Annotated in this window: 18 protein-coding genes; 7 read left to right on the top strand and 11 right to left on the bottom strand. The window is 56.5% G+C overall.

Annotation, left to right across the window (positions count from 1 at the left end; all coding sequences use genetic code 11):
• Position 1: 1 nt before the first annotated feature.
• From CPH65_RS00915 to CPH65_RS00935, 5 genes are all read right to left on the bottom strand, one after another.
• Positions 2 to 1,042, bottom strand: a complete 1,041-nt coding sequence (locus CPH65_RS00915) for a UDP-glucose--hexose-1-phosphate uridylyltransferase (protein WP_096176150.1) — start codon at positions 1,040 to 1,042, stop codon at positions 2 to 4.
• 318 nt (positions 1,043 to 1,360) lie between these two features.
• Positions 1,361 to 2,518, bottom strand: coding sequence for a mannonate dehydratase (uxuA, locus tag CPH65_RS00920; RefSeq protein WP_096171726.1), 1,158 nt, complete (start codon positions 2,516 to 2,518; stop codon positions 1,361 to 1,363).
• A gap of 123 nt (positions 2,519 to 2,641) precedes the next feature.
• Entirely contained in the window at positions 2,642 to 3,397 is a 756-nt protein-coding gene (locus CPH65_RS00925) for an FCD domain-containing protein (RefSeq protein WP_096171727.1), read from the bottom strand.
• Positions 3,398 to 3,422: 25 nt separating this feature from the next.
• The gene (locus CPH65_RS00930; RefSeq protein WP_096171728.1) at positions 3,423 to 5,237 is read right to left on the bottom strand and encodes a glycoside hydrolase family 2 protein; all 1,815 of its coding nucleotides are present in this window, start codon (positions 5,235 to 5,237) and stop codon (positions 3,423 to 3,425) included.
• 133 nt (positions 5,238 to 5,370) lie between these two features.
• Positions 5,371 to 6,351, bottom strand: coding sequence for a TRAP transporter substrate-binding protein (locus CPH65_RS00935; protein WP_172891430.1), 981 nt, complete (start codon positions 6,349 to 6,351; stop codon positions 5,371 to 5,373).
• 563 nt (positions 6,352 to 6,914) lie between these two features.
• Here CPH65_RS00935 and CPH65_RS00945 point away from each other — a divergent pair.
• The 5 genes from CPH65_RS00945 (at position 6,915) to CPH65_RS00965 (ending at position 14,277) form a co-directional block, all read left to right on the top strand.
• Complete coding sequence (locus tag CPH65_RS00945) at positions 6,915 to 7,445, top strand: TRAP transporter small permease (protein ID WP_096171731.1); 531 nt, start codon at positions 6,915 to 6,917, stop codon at positions 7,443 to 7,445.
• Between the two features lie 24 nt (positions 7,446 to 7,469).
• Positions 7,470 to 8,780 (top strand): TRAP transporter large permease, encoded by a 1,311-nt coding sequence (locus tag CPH65_RS00950; RefSeq protein WP_096171732.1) that lies wholly within the window; start codon positions 7,470 to 7,472, stop codon positions 8,778 to 8,780.
• 139 nt (positions 8,781 to 8,919) lie between these two features.
• Entirely contained in the window at positions 8,920 to 11,304 is a 2,385-nt protein-coding gene (locus tag CPH65_RS00955; protein WP_096171733.1) for a TIM-barrel domain-containing protein, read from the top strand.
• A gap of 267 nt (positions 11,305 to 11,571) precedes the next feature.
• Positions 11,572 to 12,984, top strand: a complete 1,413-nt coding sequence (uxaC, locus tag CPH65_RS00960) for a glucuronate isomerase (protein ID WP_096171734.1) — start codon at positions 11,572 to 11,574, stop codon at positions 12,982 to 12,984.
• A gap of 276 nt (positions 12,985 to 13,260) precedes the next feature.
• Positions 13,261 to 14,277 carry a hypothetical protein gene (locus tag CPH65_RS00965; protein ID WP_157747427.1) on the top strand — a complete coding sequence of 339 codons (1,017 nt, stop codon included), beginning with the start codon at positions 13,261 to 13,263 and terminating at the stop codon, positions 14,275 to 14,277.
• 33 nt (positions 14,278 to 14,310) lie between these two features.
• Here CPH65_RS00965 and CPH65_RS00970 read toward each other — a convergent pair whose 3' ends face one another.
• The 4 genes from CPH65_RS00970 to CPH65_RS00990 all read right to left on the bottom strand — a co-directional run bounded on the left by CPH65_RS00970 (position 14,311) and on the right by CPH65_RS00990 (position 19,119).
• A complete protein-coding gene (locus CPH65_RS00970; protein ID WP_096171736.1) occupies positions 14,311 to 15,195 on the bottom strand; it encodes a lysophospholipid acyltransferase family protein in 885 nt (294 codons plus the stop codon).
• Between the two features lie 160 nt (positions 15,196 to 15,355).
• Positions 15,356 to 16,696, bottom strand: coding sequence for a sodium-dependent transporter (locus CPH65_RS00975; RefSeq protein WP_096171737.1), 1,341 nt, complete (start codon positions 16,694 to 16,696; stop codon positions 15,356 to 15,358).
• 481 nt (positions 16,697 to 17,177) lie between these two features.
• Complete coding sequence (locus tag CPH65_RS00985) at positions 17,178 to 18,362, bottom strand: MFS transporter (RefSeq protein ID WP_096171739.1); 1,185 nt, start codon at positions 18,360 to 18,362, stop codon at positions 17,178 to 17,180.
• Positions 18,355 to 19,119 carry a DeoR/GlpR family DNA-binding transcription regulator gene (locus tag CPH65_RS00990; RefSeq protein WP_172891431.1) on the bottom strand — a complete coding sequence of 255 codons (765 nt, stop codon included), beginning with the start codon at positions 19,117 to 19,119 and terminating at the stop codon, positions 18,355 to 18,357. Before CPH65_RS00990 ends, CPH65_RS00985 begins: the two co-directional genes overlap by 8 nt.
• 211 nt (positions 19,120 to 19,330) lie before the next feature.
• Between CPH65_RS00990 and CPH65_RS00995 the strand changes: the two genes are divergently transcribed.
• The gene (locus tag CPH65_RS00995; RefSeq protein WP_096171741.1) at positions 19,331 to 20,317 is read left to right on the top strand and encodes a Gfo/Idh/MocA family protein; all 987 of its coding nucleotides are present in this window, start codon (positions 19,331 to 19,333) and stop codon (positions 20,315 to 20,317) included.
• Between the two features lie 88 nt (positions 20,318 to 20,405).
• On the opposite strand, the gene CPH65_RS01000 is transcribed toward CPH65_RS00995, so the two are convergent.
• Positions 20,406 to 21,662 carry a urate hydroxylase PuuD gene (locus CPH65_RS01000; RefSeq protein WP_096171742.1) on the bottom strand — a complete coding sequence of 419 codons (1,257 nt, stop codon included), beginning with the start codon at positions 21,660 to 21,662 and terminating at the stop codon, positions 20,406 to 20,408.
• A 133-nt stretch (positions 21,663 to 21,795) separates the two neighbouring features.
• Here CPH65_RS01000 and CPH65_RS01005 point away from each other — a divergent pair, with 133 nt between their 5' ends.
• Positions 21,796 to 22,746, top strand: coding sequence for a LysR family transcriptional regulator (locus tag CPH65_RS01005; protein WP_096171743.1), 951 nt, complete (start codon positions 21,796 to 21,798; stop codon positions 22,744 to 22,746).
• Here the strand turns inward: CPH65_RS01005 and uraH are convergent.
• Entirely contained in the window at positions 22,743 to 23,102 is a 360-nt protein-coding gene (uraH, locus tag CPH65_RS01010) for a hydroxyisourate hydrolase (RefSeq protein ID WP_096171744.1), read from the bottom strand. The two genes, CPH65_RS01005 and uraH, sit on opposite strands and share 4 nt — an antisense overlap.
• Positions 23,103 to 23,151: the final 49 nt, after the last annotated feature.

A 23,151-nucleotide genomic window follows, 5' to 3' on the forward strand; every position in this document is an offset into this window, starting at 1 on the left:
CTCATTGCTCCTTGTAATGCACGTCAGAAAGGCTGCGCAGGCGATCTGCGGCGCTCTCTGCGGTCATATCGCGCTGGGCTTCTGACAGCAGTTCAAACCCGACCATGAATTTGCGGACGGTAGCAGAGCGTAGAAGCGGCGGGTAGAAATGGGCATGAAGCTGCCAGTGATCGAAATTGCCTTCCATGGTTGGCGCCCCATGCCAGCCCATGGAATAGGGAAATTCCGTCTCAAACAGATTGTCATAACGGCAGGTCAAACGCCGGAAGATATCGGCGCAGGCATCGCGCTCGGCGTCATCCAGATCAGTGAGGCGCAGAACGTGGCGTTTGGGCATGACAAGCGTTTCGAACGGCCATGTTGCCCAATAGGGCACCACCGCTATGAAATGCTCGTTCTCAACGACAGTACGCAGGCCGAGGCGGCTTTCTTGCGCCGCATAGTCAACCAGCAAGACGCTGTTTTTCTCTTCGAAATAGGCTTTCTGCTTCTCGTCCTCGCACGCGATTTCGTTGGGCAGGAAATTGCAGGCCCATATCTGGCCGTGCGGATGAGGCTGGGAGCACCCCATCATCTCGCCCTTGTTCTCGAACATGGCGACCCACTCATAGGTCGCGCCAAGCTCGGTGAGCTGCTCGGCCCAGAGATCCACCACCTTGCGTATGTCAGCGGCGCTCATTTCGGGCAATGTGATATCATGCCGCTCTGAGAAACAGATCACGCGGGCCGTGCCGCACACGGTTTCAGCGCGGAAAAGAGCGCCGTCGCCCGCCTCGCCCAACGGAGTGTCGGTCAGCAGCGCCGGGAAATCGTTATCAAAAACATAGGGGCCGTGATAATCCGGGTTCACCGCACCGGACGTGCGGGCATTGCCGGGGCAAAGATAGCATTTTTCGTCAAAGCGCGGCTTCTCATTGACCGGTGCTTTTTCCTGCTTGCCCATCCATGGGCGCTTGTTGCGGTGTGGCGAGACCAGCACCCATTCTCCCTTCAGCGGGTTGTACCGCCGATGTGGATCTTCTTCGAAATCAGTTTCACGCATCCATTCCTCCATGCGTCACCGTTCGATCATCATGTCTGAACAGATGGGTCCACCTGATCCTTTCCGGATCGGCTCCTCGCAGACTGCAGATATGCCAGACAACGGCGACGGTCTTCACTCGTGACCGGAACGATCAGCCGGTCGCCCTAAGACTAACGTCGTTATCAAAAAGGACCAGAGGCAATCGGGATCTATCCAGATTTATACATGGATGATGATGCCCTTTTCATACATGCGGCCCCGACGCGGCCAGTAAAAAGGGCCGTGCTATGAGAGGCACGACCCTTATCAGATATCCAGATTGTATGCGTCAGGCGGCTAATCGAGCTTACCGCCGATGGCCATCATGGCACCGCGCAATTCAGCAAGCCCGCGCAGACGACCGATGGCCGGGTAACCCGGATTGGAACGGCGGGTCAGATCATCAAGGATCTGGTGGCCATGGTCGGGGCGGAACGGAATGGACAGGCCCGTCTTTTCTTCGACCGCCTTGTAACGACGGATGACTTCAACCATGTCGACGTGACCGCCAAAGTGATCCGCCTCATAAAAGCTCTTGCCATCACGTTTGGTGGAACGCAGATGGAAGAAATAGATGAAATCGGCGAATTCATCGACCATGGCCGGCAGGTCATTGCCTTCATGCACGCCATAAGAGCCGGTGCACAGAGTGAAGCCGTTGGCAGGGCTGTCGTTGACCGCACGAAGTGCCCGCATGTCCTCGACATTGGAGACAATACGCGGCAGGCCGAACAGGGGACGCGGCGGATCATCGGGATGGATTGCGAGCTTGGAGCCAACCTCTTCGGCAATCGGCAGCACCTCGTTGAGGAAGTCACCGAGATGCTTGCGCAGCTGATCGGCATCGATGTCCTTGTAGAGATCGAGCTGGGCGGCAAACCGTTCGATGGTGTAGCTTTCTTCCGATCCAGGCAGGCCTGCGATCATGTTGCGCACGAGGAGATCCTTGTCCTCGTCACTCATGGCATCGAAACATGCCTTGGCAGATGCCTTTTCCGCGTCGGTATATTCACTCTGGGCCGCTTCGCGTTTCAGGATATAGAGATCAAAAGCGGCGAACCGGTCGGCATCAAAGCGCAGGCAGCGCGCACCGCTTGGCAGTTCCCAGGCAAGATCGGTGCGGGTCCAGTCGAGAACCGGCATGAAGTTGTAGCAAATGATCTTGATGCCCTCAGAGGCAAGATTGCGCAAGGACTCGCCCCAGTTGGCGATATAGGTCTTGTAGTCGCCACGCTGCAGTTTGACGTCTTCATGCAGGGGGATGGATTCCACGACGGACCAGACAAGGCCTGCCTCTTCGATCATTTTCTTGCGTTCTGCAATCGCTTCGCGGCTCCAGACGACTCCGTTGGGAATGTCATGAAGGGCGGTCACAATTCCTGTCGCACCCGCCTGACGAATGTCCTGAAGGGAGACAGGATCGTTGGGGCCGAACCAGCGCCAAGTTTGCTTCATTTGCTTGCCTCTTGTATTTGAAGTCTCTACGCGATGGCAGTCATCTCCCGATCACTGGCAGGCGCGGCTTCCTGAGTTTTAAGCGTTCCCCTTTTCAAAGCGTTCAGCGGCCTGAAAAGGGTCCTAGATATTCAGTTTGATGACCTTTGGCGTCTTGAACAGATCGCCATCGAATTTCGGGTCTTCCAGATCCGAGAGCACCAGAAGGGTGTTGCGGACATTTTCCATATGGTTCCACATGGCATCACGCGCCTTGCCCGGATCCTTGCGATTGAGCGCGGTCAGGATCTGTTGATGGTCGTCGAGCCATTGCTGACGATAGCTTTCGTCAAAAATGCGCGCATGCAGACCATCCCAGATCTGGTTGCCCTTGCGCAGTTGCCACATCTTGTCGACCATCTCGATGAGGACGCTGTTCTGGGTGGACTGGGCAATGAGATGGTGAAACATCTCGTCGCCATCATAGTCCTTGCGGCCGGAATCGATTGCCGCCACTTCCATATCGAGCGCGTCCTGCATCTTGACGATGTCGTTCTTGGTCACCATTGTCGCAGCAAAGGCTGCGATGTTGCTTTCGACCAGTTGGCGCGCCTGCAAGAGCTCGAACGGACCGATATCCGGACGGGCAATCGAATTGCGCTCTGACTGATTGGGCAGCCGTTCGATATAGATGCCAGACCCCTTGCGCACGGAGACCAGCCCTTCGATTTCGAGCATGATGATCGCCTCGCGCACGACCGAACGCGATACGTCATACTCTTCAGCAATCTGACGCTCGGTCGGCAACCGGGTGCCGATGGAAAGATCCTTGTCGATCATTTCCTTTTTGAGCGCTTCAGCGATTTCCTGATATCGTCTTTTGCCTGTCTCCGGGATCATTGAAAGCCCTCACTTCTCGCCTGTTCTATTTGCCAGCGTCGGACTGGCTTGCCTTCTCCTGATAGAAGGCGGCAAGCTTGTGAAACGCTTCCTTCTTGGTCTGCTTGTCACCGGCAATCAAACCCTTCTTGTTGCTTCCCTGCTGGAAGATGTTCTGGCGTCTTTCAACCCGGAAATCATAAAGAATCCACGGAGAAATACCCTTCACATAGTCCAGCGAGCGCAGAGTCTCGATTTGACGCTCGTATACCTCTGTCTGGTAGGCTTCACTGAACAGGCCTTTTTTCGGACCGGTGGAACTGATGTCCGCATCCGCCCCGGTTTCCGAAATCACAACAGGCTTGTTCGGTGATGAGTTGATTCCGATTTCAATCAGATCTTCAAAGTTTTCCTCGTACCAGCCATAATATTCATTGATACCGATCACATCGATGTAATCCGACAGACGATCTTCGATTTTCTTCTTGGCATGATTGATCAGGCAGGCTGCTGACGTGAGGCGGGTCGGGTCGAGATCCTTAGCCCGGGCTGCGAGCTTGCGCATGAACTCAAGGCGGGCATCGGTATCCGGATTTTCGTTGCCGACGGACCAGATGATCACGGACGCGCGGTTGCGGTCGCGTTTGATAAGTTCGCTGACCTGGTTGTGCGCATCGCGATAGGTGGCCGGATTTTCGAAATCGATGGCCCAATAGACAGGAATCTCTTCCCAAAGCAGAAGGCCCACTTCATCAGCGATCCGGGCTGCCATTTCGTGGTGCGGATAGTGGGCGAGACGGGCAAAATTGCAGTTGAGTTCTTTAACGTGCTCAAAGCGGCGGCGGATGTCTGCCTCGCTGGTGACCTTACCGGTTTCCTTGTCATCCTCATGCACCGATATGCCGCGCAAGAACAGCGGTTTGCCATTCAGGAAAAGGCTGGCACCCTTTTGTTCGATCTGACGGAAGCCGATGCGGTCGCGGACTTCGTCACCGCCAATGCGGGCAACAACGTCATAAAGACGCGGATTTTCCGGCGACCAGAGCTGAGGCTTGACGGTGAGTGTTGTCGTGATCCGGCCAGAGGCATCAGGCTTGAAGCGCCTGTCTATGCCGAGCTCGGGAATGGTGAAGGATACGTCGTCTTCAACCGGGCCGTCGATGGTGATGTCGAGGGCGATCTTGTCATAAGCCCCGTCCGGGACGAGACGCACAAAGAGATCCTTGATGACGGTCCGCGGCGTGGTGAACAGCGTCACTTCGCGATAGACACCGCCATAGTTGAACCAGTCGGTGTTGCGCATCGGCACGCGATCGGTGGTGCGCGTGTTGTTGACGCAGAGCATCAGCCAGTTTTCGCCCTGGTGTAGCTTACCGGTCAGTTCGGCAAAAAACGGGGTCGAGCCACCATAATGGTTGCCCAGAAATTCGCCGTTGAGGAAAATCTTGCAGTCATACTGGGCCGCGCCAATGCGCAGGATCTTGCGCTCGTCAGCAGCCAGTTCGTCGATGGTGATCGGCCGGGAATACCAGGCGCTGCCTTCGAAGAAATACCATTTCTCCTTGAGCATCTGCCAGTTGGAGGGAACCGTTACCTGTTCACCCATGAAGGGGTCGTAGTCATAGGGCTCGATGCGATCTTCGGGATCCATCTGCTCCATCTCAAACCATTTCTGGCGCAGTCCGGTATCAAGCAGGTCAACGCAGAAGTTCCAAGGTCCATCAAGGCTTTCGCCTTCGCGCCCACCCACGAACAGCATGGTTTCATGATTGAGATTCTGGGTATTGAACGGCGCGTCATAGGCTTCGTCATGAAGACACTGAAGTGCGTTTTCCGCCAGCTCTGAACGTTCGAGGACCATCGGTCTCTTTCCTGCTTTCTTGAAGTTCTTTCCAAGGGGCTGCATGGCGGGCAGGGGCCCGCCATGCTGTCACTCTTGCTGTGTTACCTGTCACTGCGGGGGCCTAACAGGCAACAATCAAGCGACGGATCGCTTATTCAACGGCCTTGATGCGAGAGATCAGGTCAGCCAGACGCTCGGATTTGGCGGCCACTTCTTCATGCATGGGCATAACAGCTTCCACGAAAGGAGCTTTTTCGACTTCGACAAATTCAACGCCGAGTTCGGATTTGGCTTTTTCGATTTCTGCTTTGACAATTTTGCCCCAGAGTTCACGATGGAAGTCCATGGACTCATCAGCAGCCTGCTTGACGGCTTTCTGCTGATCTTCGCTCAGAGCATCCCATTTCTTTGTGGACATCACCAGAACCGACGGGATCATGGTGTGTTCATCAACGGAGAAGACCTTGCTGACTTCGCCGTGACGCGCGGTGGTCATAGCGGTCGGGTTGTTTTCGGCACCGTCAACAACGCCCTGTTTCAGAGCAGAGTAGAGCTCACCCCAAGCGATCGGGGTCGGGTTGCCGCCGAGCAGTTCAACCATGCGGATCGCAGAGGGAGACGGCTGCACACGGATCTTCATGCCCTTGAGGTCTGCCGGGGAGTTGATTGCCTTGTTGGCATAGAAGGAGCGAGCGCCTTCATAGTAGTAGGTCAGACCAATGAAGCCCTTGTCTTTGGAGGCCATCAGAATGTCATCGCCGATTTCACCACCAAGAGCGTTGAAGAAGTGATCTTCAGAGGTGAACAGGTAAGGCAGGTTCAGCGCGCTGTAGGATTCCTCGAAGGCTTCCAGCTCAGAAGCGTTCGACTTGGCCATGGCCAGCGTGCCGTTCTGGACAAGCTCCATGGATTCACGCTGGGTGCCGAGCTGGGCGTTTGCGTAAATGCGGATTTTCACGTCGCCGCCGGTCAATTCCTTGACACGATCTGCCATGAAGCTCATGGACTTGTGCAACGGATGATCTTCCGGGTTGTTGTGGCTGATTTTCAGGGTCACTGCGCTGGCAGCAGTTGCAGTGATCGCGAAAGCTGCACCGGCAACGGCGCTAAGAATGGCTAGCTTGCGTTTCATCATTTCCCTCCCGAGAATATGAGTCAGTCGGTTATCGTTTGATGAGAGATCCGCTCGCACGGCGGGCCGGAAATCTCTGCTTATTGACACGGGGCTTCGGATTCGAGACCTTCACCTCACACCCTTACCACGCCCGGCCTAACCAATTTGATTTTTGGTCGACCAAACAATTGGTCATTTTCAAATTTTTGTCAAACGATTTTTATTTTGGTTGACCAATTTTGCTTTTTAAGCGATGACTATAGGCAACAGAGATGCCGAATGGCACTGAGAGTCTGCTGGCAAAATCGCCAAAGACGCTTCAAAAACAACAGGAAACGCCGAAAATCAGCGCCTTCCCTTCCTTTTGAAGATTGAAAGCAGACAGATTGCTGCCGTCAGCATCCCTCGGCTTTTTGCTGGCACGACATAGAGGAACCGGGTTCGCCCCTTCCAACTGCCGCGTCAGACACTGTCCATCAGGGAAGCAGCTGTTGATAAATTGGCAGACCAATTTTCCCCAAAGGCAGACATCGCGTTCGACAGCGTTCGAACTGAACCCAATCAGATAAGGAAGTGCAGCCATGAAACAAGCTGTTCGCCTGGTAAACACAGTCCTCGGTTCCATAACCGTTCTGGTCTTTACCATCCTCGTCATCTGCGTCGTTTGGCAGGTCGTATCCCGCTTCATTCTCGGCACCCCAAGCACGACCACCGATGAAATCGCCCGCTTCCTGTTCATGTGGGTGGCCTTTGTGGGCGCGGCCTACACGCTGGGCCAGAACCGGCATCTGGCCATCGACATTGTCAGCCTTTCACTGAGAGGCAAAGCCCTGCGCAATATCCGCATCTTCGTCATCATAATCATCGCCGCATTCTGTGGCGTCGTGATGGTTTATGGCGGTTGGGAACTGATGATCAAGACGCTCGAATCCGGTCAGATGACGCCGGCTTTGCGTCTGCCAATGGGCTATGTGTACGGCGCCATTCCCTTCTCTGGGCTGACAATGCTGTTCTACTGCGCCGCTCTGGTGTCCGACATTATGGACCCGGCCTATCTCGAAGCGCTCAACAGCAATGAAGCGGCCGTCGATGCCGCCACCAAAGACAAGTAAGATCGGATAAAGGGTTTAACGACAATGGAATGGCAAGCCACAATCACGCTGTTTTCGATCTTCATCGTCCTGATGGCGCTCAGCGTACCAATCTCCTTCGCGATCGGCATAGCGACCGTCTTCACCTTCCTGGTGATCGACATGTCGTTCGATCAGTCGATCTTCATCGTCGCCCAGCAGATGGCCTCCGGGCTTGACAGTTTCACGCTGCTGGCGATCCCCTTCTTCATTCTGGCAGGCAACATCATGAACCGCGGCGGCATCGCCATGCGGCTCATCGAGTTTGCCAAGATCCTTGGCGGCCGCCTGCCCGGCTCGCTGGCCCACTGTAACGTTCTGGCCAACATGATGTTCGGGGCCATTTCGGGGTCTGCGGTCGCTTCAGCTGCTGCCGTTGGTGGCGTGATGTCGCCAATCCAGAAAAAGGAAGGCTATGATCCGTCCTATTCTGCTGCGGTCAACATCGCCTCCTGCCCAACGGGCCTCTTGATCCCGCCGTCCACCACGTTCATCGTCTATTCCCTGATCACAGGCGGCACCTCGATTGCTGCGCTGTTCGTGGCCGGTTACGTACCGGGCATCCTGATGGGTCTGGGCCTCATGATCGTTGCCGGTATCATCGCCAAAAAGCGCGGCTACCCGGTTTCCGAACGTCCCAGTTGCCGCGAAATGTGGGACAAGACGCGCGATGCGATCCTGCCGCTTGGCCTGATCATCATCATCATGGGCGGCATCATCGGCGGCATCTTCACCGCGACCGAAGCATCGGCTGTCGCGGTTGTCTACACGCTGTTCCTTGCGCTGGTCTGGTATCGCGAAATCAAGATCTCCGATATGCCGAAGATCATTCTGGAATCAGCCATCACGACTTCCATCGTGCTGCTGATGGTTGGCTGCTCGATCGGCATGTCCAAGGCGATGGCCTTTTCTGATATTCCGTTCGCCATCTCTGATGCACTGCTCTCCATCTCGGACAATCCGATCGTCATCCTGTTGGTGATCAACCTTGCGCTGCTGGTGATCGGTACCTTCATGGACATGACCCCGGCCCTTCTGGTCTTCACCCCGATCTTCCTTCCTGTAGTTCAAGATCTGGGCATGGACCCGGTACACTTCGGTGTCATGATGACCTTCAACCTTTGCATCGGCATCTGTACGCCGCCGGTTGGGTCCGCCCTGTTCATCGGCTGCTCCGTTGCCAAGGTGCCAATCTCGAGCGTGCTCAAACCGATGCTGCCGTTCTATGCGGTCCTCGTGGTTCTGCTGCTCGCGGTTACCTTCATCCCTGAACTGTCCCTGACCCTGCCACACTTCTTCCTTGGCTACGGCGGTTAGGCCTGACAGTAACAAGCCGCGCAGTCTCCTCCCCTGCGCGGCTTCTTCCATACCCTGCACTTTGCAGGCAAGACCTTCAATGAGCCGATACGACCTGCCCGCAACAGATCGCCGCGGCTCGGAACCGGGATAAACTCACATGTATCAGTTAAAACAATGGTCGTTGCAGACCCAGACCGAAACCGGCGTCATTCTGCAGGTTGAAGGTCGCCATGCCATGCATATCGATATCCTCGAAGAAAGCATCATCCGGGTGCAGCTTCTCAAGGATGGCGCTTACCGCCTCAATCGCAGCTGGACCGTCGCGCCGGGCGGAGATGCGCCTATCGAGGGGCGTGATCGTTCAACGCTTGCCGGCTTCTCCTGTCCGTCCTTCTCCTTTGACAATGATGGCGACAGCGTAAGGCTCAGCACCGGGCTGCTGCGGGTCAAGGTTCGCCACCCGCTTGGCCTTGTCTGGGAAGCCCGCCCCAATGTCGACGCACCATGGGAGCAGATCGCCGAAGATCGCCCGACGGGTGCCTATATGCTGGGCCGCAAGGACCATGCGCACAGTCACTTCCTGCGCCGGACAAAAACCGATCGTTTCTATGGTCTGGGCGAAAAGGCCGGTGAACTGGAACGGTCGGGGCGCCGCTTCGAAATGCGCAACCTTGATGCCATGGGCTACAACGCCAGCACCACCGACCCGCTCTACAAGCATGTGCCCTTCACGATCACGCGGCTTGAAAGCGGTCTGAGCTATTCCCTGTTCTATGACAATCTGGCCCCCTGCTGGTTCGATCTGGGCAATGAGCTGGACAATTATCATCTGCCTTATCGCGCCTATCGCGCCGATGACGGCGACCTTGATTATTACTTCACGCTCGGGCCGACCATCTCGGATCTGTCCAAGGCTCAGGTGCGTCTGACAGGCGGCACCGCCTTCCTGCCCCGCTGGTCTTTGGGCTATTCCGGCTCGACCATGACCTATACCGATGCGGACAATGCGCAGCAACAACTCGAAGGCTTTGTCGACCTCGTCAAGGCTCATGACATTCCCTGCGACAGCTTCCAGCTGTCTTCGGGCTACACCTCAATCGGGCCGAAACGCTATGTGTTCAACTGGAACACCGACAAGGTGCCCGATGCCCATGGTATGGCGCGCAAATTTGCCGATGCGGGCATTGAGTTGGTCGCCAACATCAAGCCCTGCATGCTGCAGGATCACCCGCGCTATGGTGAAGCGGACGGGCTGGGTCTGTTCGTACGGGACGGTGAGACCGGCAAGGCCGAACGCTCCGTGTTCTGGGACGACGAGGGCAGCCATCTTGATTTCACCAATCCGGCAACGCAGGACTGGTGGAAGGGCAACGTTAAAACCGCGCTGCTTGAGTATGGCATCAACAGCACCTGGAATGACAACAACGAATATGAGATCTGGGACCGTCAGGCCCAGTGTGCTGGCTTCGGTACGCCGATCGATATCGACCTCATCCGACCGGTGCAGCCGCTTCTTATGACCCGCGCCTCCAATGATGCGCAGATCGATTTCTCGCCATCCAAACGTCCCTACCTGATCTCGCGTTCCGGCTGCCCGGGCATTCAGCGTTATGCCCAGACATGGTCCGGTGACAACCGCACCAACTGGAACAGCCTCAAATACAATATTCCGATGGGCCTCGGGATGAGCCTGTCAGGCCTTTACAACATCGGTCATGATGTTGGCGGCTTTTCCGGTGACCGTCCTGATCCGGAACTGTTCGTGCGCTGGGTGCAGAACGGCATCTTCCATCCGCGTTTCACCATCCACTCGTGGAATGACGACAAGACCGTCAACGAGCCGTGGATGTATCCCAAGGTGACGCACCACATCCGCAATGCGATCAAGCTGCGCTACACGTTGCTGCCCTATCTCTACACCCTGCTGTTCAAGTCCGTGGTGGAAGACGAAGCGATCATCCGCCCAACCTTCCTTGATCACGAGCATGACGCGCGTTGTTTCGAGCCAACCGATGATTTCTTCCTTGGCCGGGATCTGCTGGTTGCGAGCGTTGTGGAAGAAGGTGCGAGCGAACGCACGATCTATCTGCCAGATAACGGCGTTGGATATTATGACTTCTGGAGTGGTGCCTACCATGCAGGTGGTCGGGAGATTACCGTTCCGGTCGATCTTGGCTCCATTCCGCTGTTCGTGCGGGCCGGATCCATTCTACCGCTCTCCCCGGATGTTGATCGCTCTGGTCCGGTAAAAGGTCAGAAACGGGTTCTGGTGGTCTATCCTTGTGCGGATGCCGCGACCCACAGCTACGCCTGCGAGCTTTATGAAGATGCCGTGGACAATGTGGATGCCCTTGACGGCATGAGCCGCCTGACGACCATCAACGTGCTCCAGACAGCAACGACCCTTGATGTGTCCTGGTTGCATAAAGGGCAGTTCGAGCCGAAGCTTGCAGGGTGCGAGATCCAAGTCAGTGGCCTTGATACGCGCACGATGACGGCGCAGGGCAAGGCTTACACCAAGGGGGGGCTTCTGGATTTCTAGTCCCGACCCGCGAGGCTGCTCAGGCCTTGATCAACTGTTGGCGGCGGCATCGGTGCGCCGCCAACTCCTACGCATCATCTGCCGGAAAAACGTGCTTGCATTTGCATTTTGATGACAGGTATCAAGGCAGAGATTGCAACTTTAGTACAAACCACAACCACACGATGCACGTTGGTCCGGATGTCGACCATCCCGGAGCGTCTCAGCCACCATCGGCTTGGATATCCGCAATTCGGACAGCAGCGATGCTTGACGGGAGAGTGACACATGCACCAATTTCTTGGCCCAGACTTTCTGCTCGATACGGCAGCGGCTCGTCAGCTTTATCACGATGTGGCTGAAGAACTGCCAATCATTGACTATCACAACCATCTCGGTCCGCAGGACATCGCCAGCGACCGCAAGTGGGATGACATTGGAGCGATCTGGCTGGAAGGCGACCACTACAAATGGCGCGCCATGCGCTGGGCCGGTGTCGATGAAGCCAAGGTTTCAGGATCTGCCAGCTTCCGCGAGAAATTCAACGCCTTTGCCGAGATCATGCCGCGCTGTGTGGGCAATCCGCTCTATCACTGGACCCATCTCGAACTGCAACGCTATTTCAGCATCCGCGAGCTGCTGAGCCCGGAAACAGCCGACTCGATCTGGGAAAAGACCCAAGCGATGCTGGCCGAAGACAGCCACAGCGCCCGCGGCCTGTTGCGCCGCATGCAGGTGCGCTTCGTTGGCACCACGGACTTTCCTTGCGACAGTCTGGAGCATCACAAGGCCATAGCAGCGGACGAAAGCATCAACGACATGGTCGTTGCCCCAAGCTTCCGCCCCGATCAGGCCATCAAGATCGAGATGCCCGGCTTCAACGATTTCATTGCAACCCTGTCCACCACCACCGGTCGGCAGGTTGAAAGCTATTCGGCCCTGATGGCAGGCCTGATCAAGCGGCTTGATCACTTTGTCGCCCATGGCTGCCTTGCTACGGACCACGGTATTGATGTGCTGCGTTTTGCTGCTCCGGTCGATGATGCGGCGCTTGATGTGATCCTTGAGAAACGCCTATCGGGCGCTGACTTGAGCGAGCTTGAAATCGCCCAGTTCCAGACCCGTGTTCTGGTGGACCTGTCCAAGGCCTATTATGAGCGTGATCTGGTCATGCAGCTGCATATCGGTGCGATCCGCAACAACAACCATCGCCTCCATGCCTCGCTTGGCCCGGATGTCGGCGGTGACTCGATCAACGATCTGCCGGTGGCCGCCGGGCTCAATGGTCTGCTGGGCGAAATGGATCGCGATGGGCACTTGCCCAAGACCGTGCTCTATCACCTCAATCCAAACATGAACGAAGTGATGGTCACGACCGCAGGCAACTTCCAGGACGGCAGTGTCGCTGGCAAGGTGCAGGCCGGATCGGGCTGGTGGTTCAACGACCAGCTTGATGGCATGGAACGCCAAATGACCCAGCTCGCACAGATGGGCCTGTTCTCGCATTTCATCGGCATGCTGACCGACAGCCGTTCGTTCCTGTCTTTCCCGCGGCATGAGTATTTCCGCCGGCTGGTGTGCCAGATGATCGGTCGCTGGACTGAAACCGGCCACATTCCCAATGATCGTGAGCTGCTGGACGGGCTGGTGCGGGATGTCTGCTATCAGAATGCGGCAAACTGGTTCCTCAAGCAGGACTAACGCGCCGACATGAGACGCGCCGCTGAGGCCTCGGGGCTTGGGGCTTGGGGCCTGATGCGCGCTCCATCGATTTGATAAAAGGCGGGCCGCTACGCGCAGCTCGCCTTTTTTTACTGGATATCATAGGTATTATTGCCTAGCTTCGAATACACAGCTTTTTCACTCCTGTGTTCGGACCAACTGATGCTCTCGTTCTTTCCTTCCGCTTTTCGATCCCGAAACCTTGTCCGGTGCCTCGGTGCAGGCCTGGCGCTTCTCCTTGTGGCGAGCCAGCCCGTGCGAGCGGCCAGTGAGGACCAGACAATCGATCTGAGATTGTTCGGCAAGAATGTGACAGAGGCGTATGACGGCTGTCGCCTCGCCTTCTGGCAGGCAAACAGGGACCCTGAGACCGACACATATGCCTATGTCTTTTATGCGCCGTTCAACGATGGTGAGGAGCTGCCCGGCTGGATGAAGGTTGGCGGCACGGTCTATATGATGAACAGGGAAGACAGCGTACGCGCGTCCGGGCAGATGCTGGAGAGCCTGCGCCTTTACCGGGCATCAAAGGGCAGCTACACCGCCCTGATCGAGGTGCTTGATCAGCATGTGGAAGGTGACAATATTGTCGTCGACAAGGGCCAGATGACCATCACGCACGATGAGCGGTACCCCTTCGTCATCACGGTGAAAGGCGGCATCATCTGCCCCAACGCACAAGACAGTGCTCAGGACAGCGCCAAAGACACGGCTTGGGCCGACACTCGGGAAAACAGCTTTGTGGTGCCCAGCGGTCTTTATGGCGATGCAATTTCGCTTGGCCAAGCACAGCCGTTCAACGATCTTTCAGCCGTGCCAACCGGTATCCTCGATGCAGTCGCACAGAACGCCCCTGATTGTGACCCGCACAACACCACAGGCAACGGGGCGCGATATGCCATCAGTGATGCCATGACGCTTTGGGAAGTCCCGTGCAGCCTTTATGCCCGCAGCGCATCATCTGTTTATGTCACCGCTCTGAACGACAATCCGGCCTATGCGAATGTGCTGTTTCTGCCCGGTGTCCCCGATCACGGCGATATGGAGGGCCGCTACGAGTTGCTCAATCCGGTTCTGACGCCTTCCAATGCGGTGGTGCACGCGGAGGATCTGAATATCGAGCGCAATTGTGGCAGTTCTGAATATTACCAGCTGCGCGCGGTCGAGGGCGAAGCGCTCGAATTCTTTTTGCTCGAATATCGTGAAAAGTCCGAATGCTCCGGCCCGGAAAGGCCCGCCAGCGCCTTTCCCCTGATTTTCAGAGCGGAGTGATCCTGAGGCCCGCGTCAAAGAATGCCCTGTGCTCTAAACGCGAATGCGGTGCTTGTCTTCAAATTCGAAGCCAAGCATGTGCGGCTTTACAGGAGTTGGAGAGAGGGAATAAGTCGCCCGGCGCAGATAGTTCATCAAGGCTCGACTGTCGCGAGACAGAGGATCGAGAATTTCGCGCCCGATTGGTTCGCCAACCACGATTTTCACCGGCGTGTCGACGCGTTTCTTGAACTCCTGAATAAGCAGCCCCATGCGCAAGGTCACATGCAGGTGGCTTGCGATCTGAAACAGGCGCGAGGTGTGACCATCAAAGAAGATGGGAACCACCGTGGCGTTGGACTTGCCGATCATGCGCGCGGTGAAACCGCGCCAATTGGGGTCCATGGGCTGAGAAAAGGGCTTGGCGGCGGTGCTGACGGTGCCGCCGGGGAAAATCCCGATGGCCCCGCCCTGATCCAGATAATGAAGGGCGGTTTTGCGGGTGTCCAGATTCTGCCGGATCGCTTCACGGGTTTCTTCAAAGGAAATGGGTAGGATGACCCTGTCGATATCCTCGGCCTTGCGGAAGATCTTGTGGGCCAGAATGCGGAAATCGCCCCGCAGGGCGGACAGGATATAGCCCATCATCAGGCCATCAAGAATGCCATAGGGGTGGTTGGCGATGAGAATGAGGGGACCGTCAGCGGGGATGTTGTCAAGCGAGCCTGCGATGACATCCAGCGTCAGACCGTACCGCTCAATCATGACGGACCAGAAGTCGCGTCCAGCGGCCACCTCATGTTCATAGCCGTCTGCCCGCTTGATGATCTGAAGACGGCCGGTCGTATTTTCCAGAAACCGGATCATGGCACGCCCCCGGCGGGTTTCTGCCGAGAAGGCGTAGGTGATGTCGCGCGCGATGTGCCGACGTAACGTCATTGTTACATTCTCCGGTCCTGCCGACCCGCATGAGCCATTTGCTTTTAGGTAGAGGCCCTTCTGCTGAGCGGTCAAGACAAGAAAGGGCGAACCAAAGGCCCGCCCTATTCATTGTTGCAATTTGGCCGATTTCCGGGCTTTAACCGCAATCAGTGCATTATCAGAACTGGATAATATCCAGACCCGACAGCAGGATCAGCGCGATGGCAATCGGAGCGACGAATCGCAGGATGAAAATCCAAGCTTTCGTCAGCAGACCATGGTCTCCTTCGCCTGACACTTCCCGGATCGCCAAAGGCGTAATCACCCAGCCAGCAAAGATCGCAATCAGCATGCCACCGATCGGCAACATGAGGTTGGCGGTCAGGAAGTCCATCAGATCAAAGAAGTTCCTGTCGATGATCTTGAAATCGCTCAGCAAGCCAAAGGACAACGAACAGGGGATGCCCATAAGGAAAGTCAGGAAGCCCGAGGCGATGGTGATCTGCGCACGCGAGAAGCCCTTCGTCGAGAAAAAGGCAACCAGCGGCTCAAGCAACGAGACCGAAGAGGTCAGTGCGGCAATGGTCAACAGGCAGAAGAACAGCGGGCCAAAGATGTAACCACCCGGCATGGCCGAGAAAACAGCCGGAAGGGTGACGAACGTCAGGCCCGGACCTGCGCCGGGGTCCATGTTGAAGGCAAAGACGGCGGGCAGGATGGCGAGACCAGCGAGGATGGCCACCAAGGTGTCAAGAAAGGCAACCTGTGAGGCGGATTTGCCGATGTTGGCCGTCTTGTCGAGGTAGGAGCCATAGGTCAGGATCGCCCCCATGCCCAGCGACAGAGAGAAGAAGGCCTGCCCAAGGGCTGCCATGATGGTGGAGCCGGTGATCTTGGAGAAATCCGGAGCCAGGAAGAATTCGAGCCCGCGCTCTGCACCCGGCAGAGTGACGCCGCGAATGACCAGCGCAATGAGAATCACGAACAGCAGCGGCATCAGGATCTTGCCCGCCCGCTCGATGCCATTGGCAATACCGCCAAGCACGACGATGACCGTCAGGATTACAAATCCGCCCTGATAGAGGATCGGCTTAACCGGAGCCGCAATGAAGGAACCGAATTCGGCGCCAAGTTCAGCTCCGCCCATTCCGACAAAGTGCCCGCTGGCGAATTTGATGATGTAGGCGATGGTCCAGCCCGCAACAACACAATAGAAGGACAGGATCATGAAGGCAGCAGCAATGCCCATATAGCCCACGACCGAGAAACCGCCATGGCCAAGCTTTTTAAAGGCAGTGACAGCATCGGACTGGGTCGAGCGACCAATCATGATCTCGGCGAGCAAAACGGACAGGCCGATTGTGAAGACCAGAGCCAGGTAGATGATGATGAAGGCAGCGCCCCCATTCTCACCAGCCATATAGGGAAATTTCCAGATGTTACCAAGGCCAATCGCCGATCCGGCAGTCGCCATGATGAAACCGAGACGGGAGCCCCAGTGTTCGCGTTTGATGCTCATAGTTGTAATCAATCCCAACGGATGTTTCTTGTTGGCAACATCTGGCTCCGTCAGAAGCCGATGCCACCGTTATGGCATTTGCTCAAGCCCCCCCTTTGCTCCCGCAGGGTTGATCCGTTTCCTCCAACGATCCGCAATGTCTCCAAAAGACCTTCCGGCATAACGCCTGTTGGTGGCTGGCGTGGAGGACTTACGAGCAGTCCCCTCTTCTTCAGCCCGTGCGCAACAGGTCGTCTTCGGATCCGCTCATCTGTCCGGTCACGGTAAAGACTTGTTAAGCAGCAGATCCCCTTTTGCGCAATTTTCCATTGGGAGTCGACCACAGTCGTAGCTAAAAAGTTCAAAAAACAGACAAAAATCACAGTTTTCGCGATCATTTGTTGAGCAAACGTCCTCTTTTTGAGCCACGTCAACCAGAAATTTGATGTAGCTCAAAAAATCGCGAAAAAGTAATTCATTGGTAATTTTAACAATAAAAGCCTCACTTTGGCGGCGCGAGATGGGATGCCAGCGAAATGATCACCACCGTCAGAGAGGTGAGCAGCAGAAAGGCCCATTGCAGAGACAGGAACTCGGCGAAGAAGCCGATCAAGACCGGCCCGACGAGAATGGCGGCATATCCCAGCGTGGCGACGGACGCAATGGCCGTTCCGGGAGGAAGCCTGTCGTCTCTGGTTGCCCGCGACATGGCCAGAGGGATGACCACCGCATAGCCCACTCCCATCAAGGCAAAGCCAATAAGGGCAGTATAGTAGGAGCCTGCAAAGATTGCCGTCAGAGTGCCAAGACCGGCCACCAGCCCGCTGAGCCTTGCAGCCCTCACCGGACCGGTTCGCACGACAATGCGATCGGCAATCAACCGCATGAAGACCATCGCCAGCGAAAAGATGGTATAGCCCAAAGCCGCCTTTGCTTCCCCCACGCCGGTAACGGAAACCAGAAAGATGGCGCTCCAGTCCGCCATGGCGCCTTCGCCAATGCCCGAGCTCAGCGCGATGAGGCCAACGAGAATGAGAGCGCCCTTGGGCAAGGGAAAGATCGGGTCTCCCTTTTGGGATGCCCGTCGCTGGCTCTGCCAGGGAAGCGTTGCAAAGGGGAAGGTGATGGCAAAGGACACGAGCGCACCCACGACGAAATGCACCGCCGGGTCGGCACCGAGCTTGACCGCAAGGTACCCGGTTGCCGCCCCGAACCCGGCCCCGATGCTCCACATGGCATGGATGGATGACATCACCGGTTTGCCCAGATGCTTTTCGACCTCCCCTGCCCAGGCATTCATGGAGACATCCATCGCCCCATGGTTGGCACCGAAAAAGGCAAGAGCAAGCGCCAACGCCCAGATGCTTGGCGCAAGGGCCAGCGCCATGAGCGAGAAGGTGTAGACAACCGCTATGCACTTGGTCACAAGAGCGCTGCCATAGATATCCGACAAACGCCCGGCGAGCGGAAACGAGGCAATCGCCCCGATGGCCATCGCCAACAGCAAAAGGCCAAGCTCTGCCTTGTCGAGCGCGTGGATTTCGGTAATGGCCGGAATGCGCGAGGCCCAGATACCAATCAACATGCCATTGAAGGCGAATTGGGCGGACACTGCGCGCCGGGGAGTGCGCCAACGCGAGGCAGACGGCGGAGTGGGAAGGGCAAGGTTGCCGGTATGGTCAGACATGAATGATCTCCGCTCCTGCGGATAGAAAAGGCTGCATACTATCGCAAGAGGCGTCCGTGATAATGGTCCCCAACTGGTCGATAGGCAACACGCGGTGACGCGCTCGCTGGCCCAGCTTCGAGTGGGCCAGAATGAGAATGGTGCGACTGGCACTTGACGCCATGGCCCGCATGACGCCCGCTTCACTGGCGTCATCGGCAGACAGGCCAAAGTCGACATCAAGGCCACAAATGCCTACGAAGGCCAGATCGGCTGCCAAATTTCGAATGGCGCCTTCGGCCTCGGCACCGGTGGCAACGCCGCCCCAGGGGCTGATCTGGCCACCGATGAGATAGGTGGCGATGTCCTTTTCCAGCATGATAGCCGCGACCGTTGGTGAAGGTGTGACAACAAGCAGATTACGCAAAGGCGCAATGTGCCGAGCCAGATGAGTGAGGGTCGTGCCGCCATCAACCATGATTGTCATGCCCTCCTTGATCAGCGGCACAGCCGCCTTGACCAACGCATCACAATCGGTCTGAGGCTCTTCACGACGTTCCTTGTAGGTCGTGGAATGGCTGCGCACTGGCACCGCACCGCCACGCACGCGCTGCAATATGCCCAGCTCTTCCAAGGCGAGCAGATCCCGGCGAATGGTGTCGAGGGACAGGCCAAATTCACGCGCCAGATCAACGGCGATCAACGGATCTCCTGCTTGAAGGCGGGCGCGCAGCAGGTCCTGCCGCGTCAGAGGGTTATTCAGTGCAAGATCGACCATCGGTTTGTCTCTTGGAGCGTTGCTTTGGGACACATTGCACCAAAATGCATAAAAATGCAATACCATGCAGCAAATTGCAAAATAGCGCGCATGACCAAACAGTCCTATCCTTTACTCAACAACTGCGAGACGCTGATACTTTCTTTCCGGATTAGCATTGGAATAGCACAGCTTCTCTTGGTAAGGTTGCAACATCAACAAGGAGGAACACATGATCCGTTGGGGTATACTCAGCACAGCAAAAATTGCACGTGAAAATCTCGTCCCGGCCATGCAGGCTGCGCGTAACGGCAATGTACAGGCCGTCGCAAGCCGCAGTCAGGACAGCGCGGACACGTTCGCCAAACACTTCGGGATTCCGACAGCCTATGGCTCTTACGATGCGCTTTTGAGCAGCGACGAAGTGGATGCGATCTATATTCCTCTGCCGACCTCTCAACATGTGGAATGGACGATCAAGGCCCTTCAAGCGGGCAAGCATGTCCTGTGCGAAAAGCCGGTTTCCCTGCATGCCAAGGAAATCGACGCCATCATCGAAGCCCAGAAGACAAGCGGCTGCGTGATGTCCGAGGCCTTCATGGTCACCTATCATCCGCAATGGCTGAAGGTCAAAGAGCTTCTGGCATCCGGAGCCATCGGCACGTTACGGCACATTCAGGGGGTCTTCACCTATTACAATGTCGATCCCGACAATATGCGCAATCAGGTCAGTCTTGGTGGCGGCGGACTGCCAGACATCGGCGTCTATCCGACCGTGACGGCCCGCTTTGCAACCGGCAAGGATCCGGTCCGGGCGCGCGCCTCGATCGTGCGTGATCCGGATTTTGGCACCGATATCTATGCCAACTGCCAGTATGATTTCGGCAGCTTTGACATGACCTTCTATTGCGCTACCCAGCTTGCCAACCGTCAGAGCATGGTCTTCCACGGTGACAATGGCTGTATCGAGGTGACCGCCCCGTTCAACGCCCAGCTTTATGAAGGGGTTGACGTGATCCTGCATGATCGCGCCCATCTCGAAGAGCAGGTCTGGAAATTCCGGGGCATGAACCAGTATCAGCTGCAGGTCGAAGCCTTTGCCGACAAGATCGAAGGCAAGGATGTCGAGCTGTTCTCGCTTGAAAGCTCAAAGCGCAATCAGGCAGCGATTGACGCGCTTTATGCAGCCGACCTGTCCGATGGCTGGGTCAATGTCTAAGTTATGATCTGGTACGCCAGCACATAACAAGACCGGCTCCGGGTGCTCTCGGAAGCCGGTCTTTTTTTGTTGATGCGAACTCAGGCAATCAGCTCTTGGTCGCGGCCTTGAACCAGTTGACGATGGCGCGTCGCTCGGCGGGCTCCATATAGGACACATTGGCTGGCGGCATGGCGTTGGTCACGCCGGCCTGCAGGAAGATTTCCCGCGCAGCACTGGCAATCTCGGCTTCATTTTCCAGATAGATGCCGCGCGGTGCGGTACCGATCCCGTCCCATGCCGTTTCGCGCGCATGGCACATGGAACAGCGGCCCATGACAATGCCGCTCACTTCTTCAAAGCCTTCTGCTGACGCAAATTTCAGCTCATAAGGCGTCATCAGGCGACCAGACTCCTCATCCTCGATCACGGTGCCGAGATGCTTGGCGGGCAGAAGCGAAATCCAGATCACGGCCAGAAAGAGCGCGATGGTCACCGGAATGGTCCAGACAGGATTGCCGGCGCCAGCGTGCTTGGTGTTGAAATAGTGCCGGATCGTCACACCCATCAGGAACACCAGCGCCGCGATCACCCAGTTGTAGGGCGAGGCAAAGGCCAGCGGATAATGGTTGGAGAGCATCAGGAAGATGACCGGCAAGGTGAGGTAATTGTTGTGGGTCGAGCGCAGCTTGGCGATCTTGCCGTATTTCGGATCCGGCGTCCGGCCTGCCTTCAAATCGGCCACCACGATCTTCTGATTGGGTATGATGATGAAAAAGACGTTGGCCGTCATGATCGTGGCAGTGAAGGCCCCCAGATGCAACAGGACGGCACGGCCGGTGAAGACCTCGTTATAGCCCCACCCCATGATGACGAGCAGAATGAACAGCAGCACCATCAACAGGGTCGGCTTCTGATCCAGCTTGGACTTGCAGAGGAAATCGTAAACGAGCCAGCCGATGGTCAGTGAGGCGGCGGAAATCAGGATCGCCTGCCAGACCTCAAGGTCCATTTTTGCCGGATCGATCAGAAACAGCTCGGCCCCCGCCCAGTAGGTGACCATGAGCAGCGCCGCCCCGGACAGCCATGTCGAGTAGCTCTCCCATTTGAACCAGATCAGATGCTCGGGCATGTTTTCGGGCGCGACGAGAAACTTGCGGATGTGATAAAAGCCACCGCCATGCACCTGCCATTCCTCGCCATGGGCTCCGGTGGGCAGATCAGGAGCCTTGCGCAGGCCCAGATCCAGCGCGATGAAGTAAAAGCTCGATCCAATCCACGCCATGGCGGTGATCACATGGGTCCAGCGAATGGCAAATTCCAGCCAAGACCAAATGAGCGGTTGCAGTAATTCAGTATCAAGCATCAACAAACTCCAACAGTGACAAGGCACCTTGGCCATCGGGCCGAGATAACTCTATTGTACTGGGCTATTTTCTGGTATTAAGAAATAAACAGATCAGATTCAAAAAAAACAATAAAAAGCGGCGACTTGCAAGATGTCGTATTTCGACAATATCAAGACCTTCGTACGGGTGTATGAACTGGGCAGCATGTCAGCAGCGGCCCGGGACCAGCGTATCTCCCCCGCCGTGGCGTCAGCGCGGATTTCCCAGCTTGAAGACCATCTCAATGTAAGGCTTTTCCAGCGCACCACGCGCATGCTCACGCCAACCGAGCAGGGCAAATTGTTCTACCCCGGCGCTTGCCGTATCCTTGAAACCATCGAGGAAGCCGAGGCTCTGGTCTCAAGCGTGACGCTGAAGCCACGCGGCTCGATCTATGTCGCAGCGCCCTTGGGGATCGGAAGGCGCCTCGTCGCGCCTGCCGTGCCTGATTTCAAAAAGGAATTCCCGCTGATCGATGTGCGCATGCGCCTGTCGGACCGCAAGGTCGATCTGGCGGCAGAAGGGCTGGACGTGGCGTTCTTTCTTGGGGTGCCGGAGGATTCGAACCTCAGGATCCGCAAGATCGCCGATTGCCGCCGGGTGCTCTGTGCCGCGCCGCGCTATCTGGAAAGCCATGGCGAGCCGGAGAGCGGAGAGGATCTTTCCAAATCAGGTCATGCCTGCCTCAACCTGCATTTCCCCGGATCGCCGGAATTCCAATGGCCCCTGCAGACAGCAGACGGGGTCAAGCGCTTTGCGGTCTCCAGCCCGTTCGAGTCTGATGATGGCGACGTGCTGACCGACTGGGCGCTGAATGGTCATGGGATCGTTCTGAAGCCAGAATTCGAGGTGCTCGCCCATATCCGCTCGGGCGATTTGGTGCCGATCCTCACAGACACGCCGCCCGTTCCAATCCAGATGGCCTGTCTTTATTCCCACCGCAGACGGCAGGATCCCAAGATCCGCATGTTCATCGATTTCATCTCGGGCCACATTCGCACCGTCCTGTCCGAACAAGCCCGTGCGGTCGACGTCTCCCCGCGTTCGCAGGACGAGACCTAGCTGCCTCGATAGGTTGAATAGCCAAAGGGCGAGATCAGCAACGGCACGTGGTAGTGGCTTTCTTCGTTCATGCCGAAGCGAATCGGGATGACATCGAGGAATCGCGGCTTATTAGCCGCCGAATCCAGCCCATCAAGATAGCTGCCCGCATGAAAAACCAACTCATAGGTGCCGATCTCAAACTCCTCTGATGGGAGAATCTGTTCGTCCGTGCGTCCGTCAGCGTTGGTCACCAGCGACTTCAACAACTGTCTCTCCCCATCTTTCCCACCGATGCGGAACAGGTCGATCGTCATGCCCTCGGCAGGACAGCCCAACGCCGTATCCAATACGTGGGTTGTCAGATATCCGCTCATTGTCTCTCTCCTGTCTAGCCTATGGTGTTCGGAACACTTGTTTTTATGC

The organism is Cohaesibacter sp. ES.047 (genome assembly GCF_900215505.1).
GTDB lineage: Bacteria > Pseudomonadota > Alphaproteobacteria > Rhizobiales > Cohaesibacteraceae > Cohaesibacter.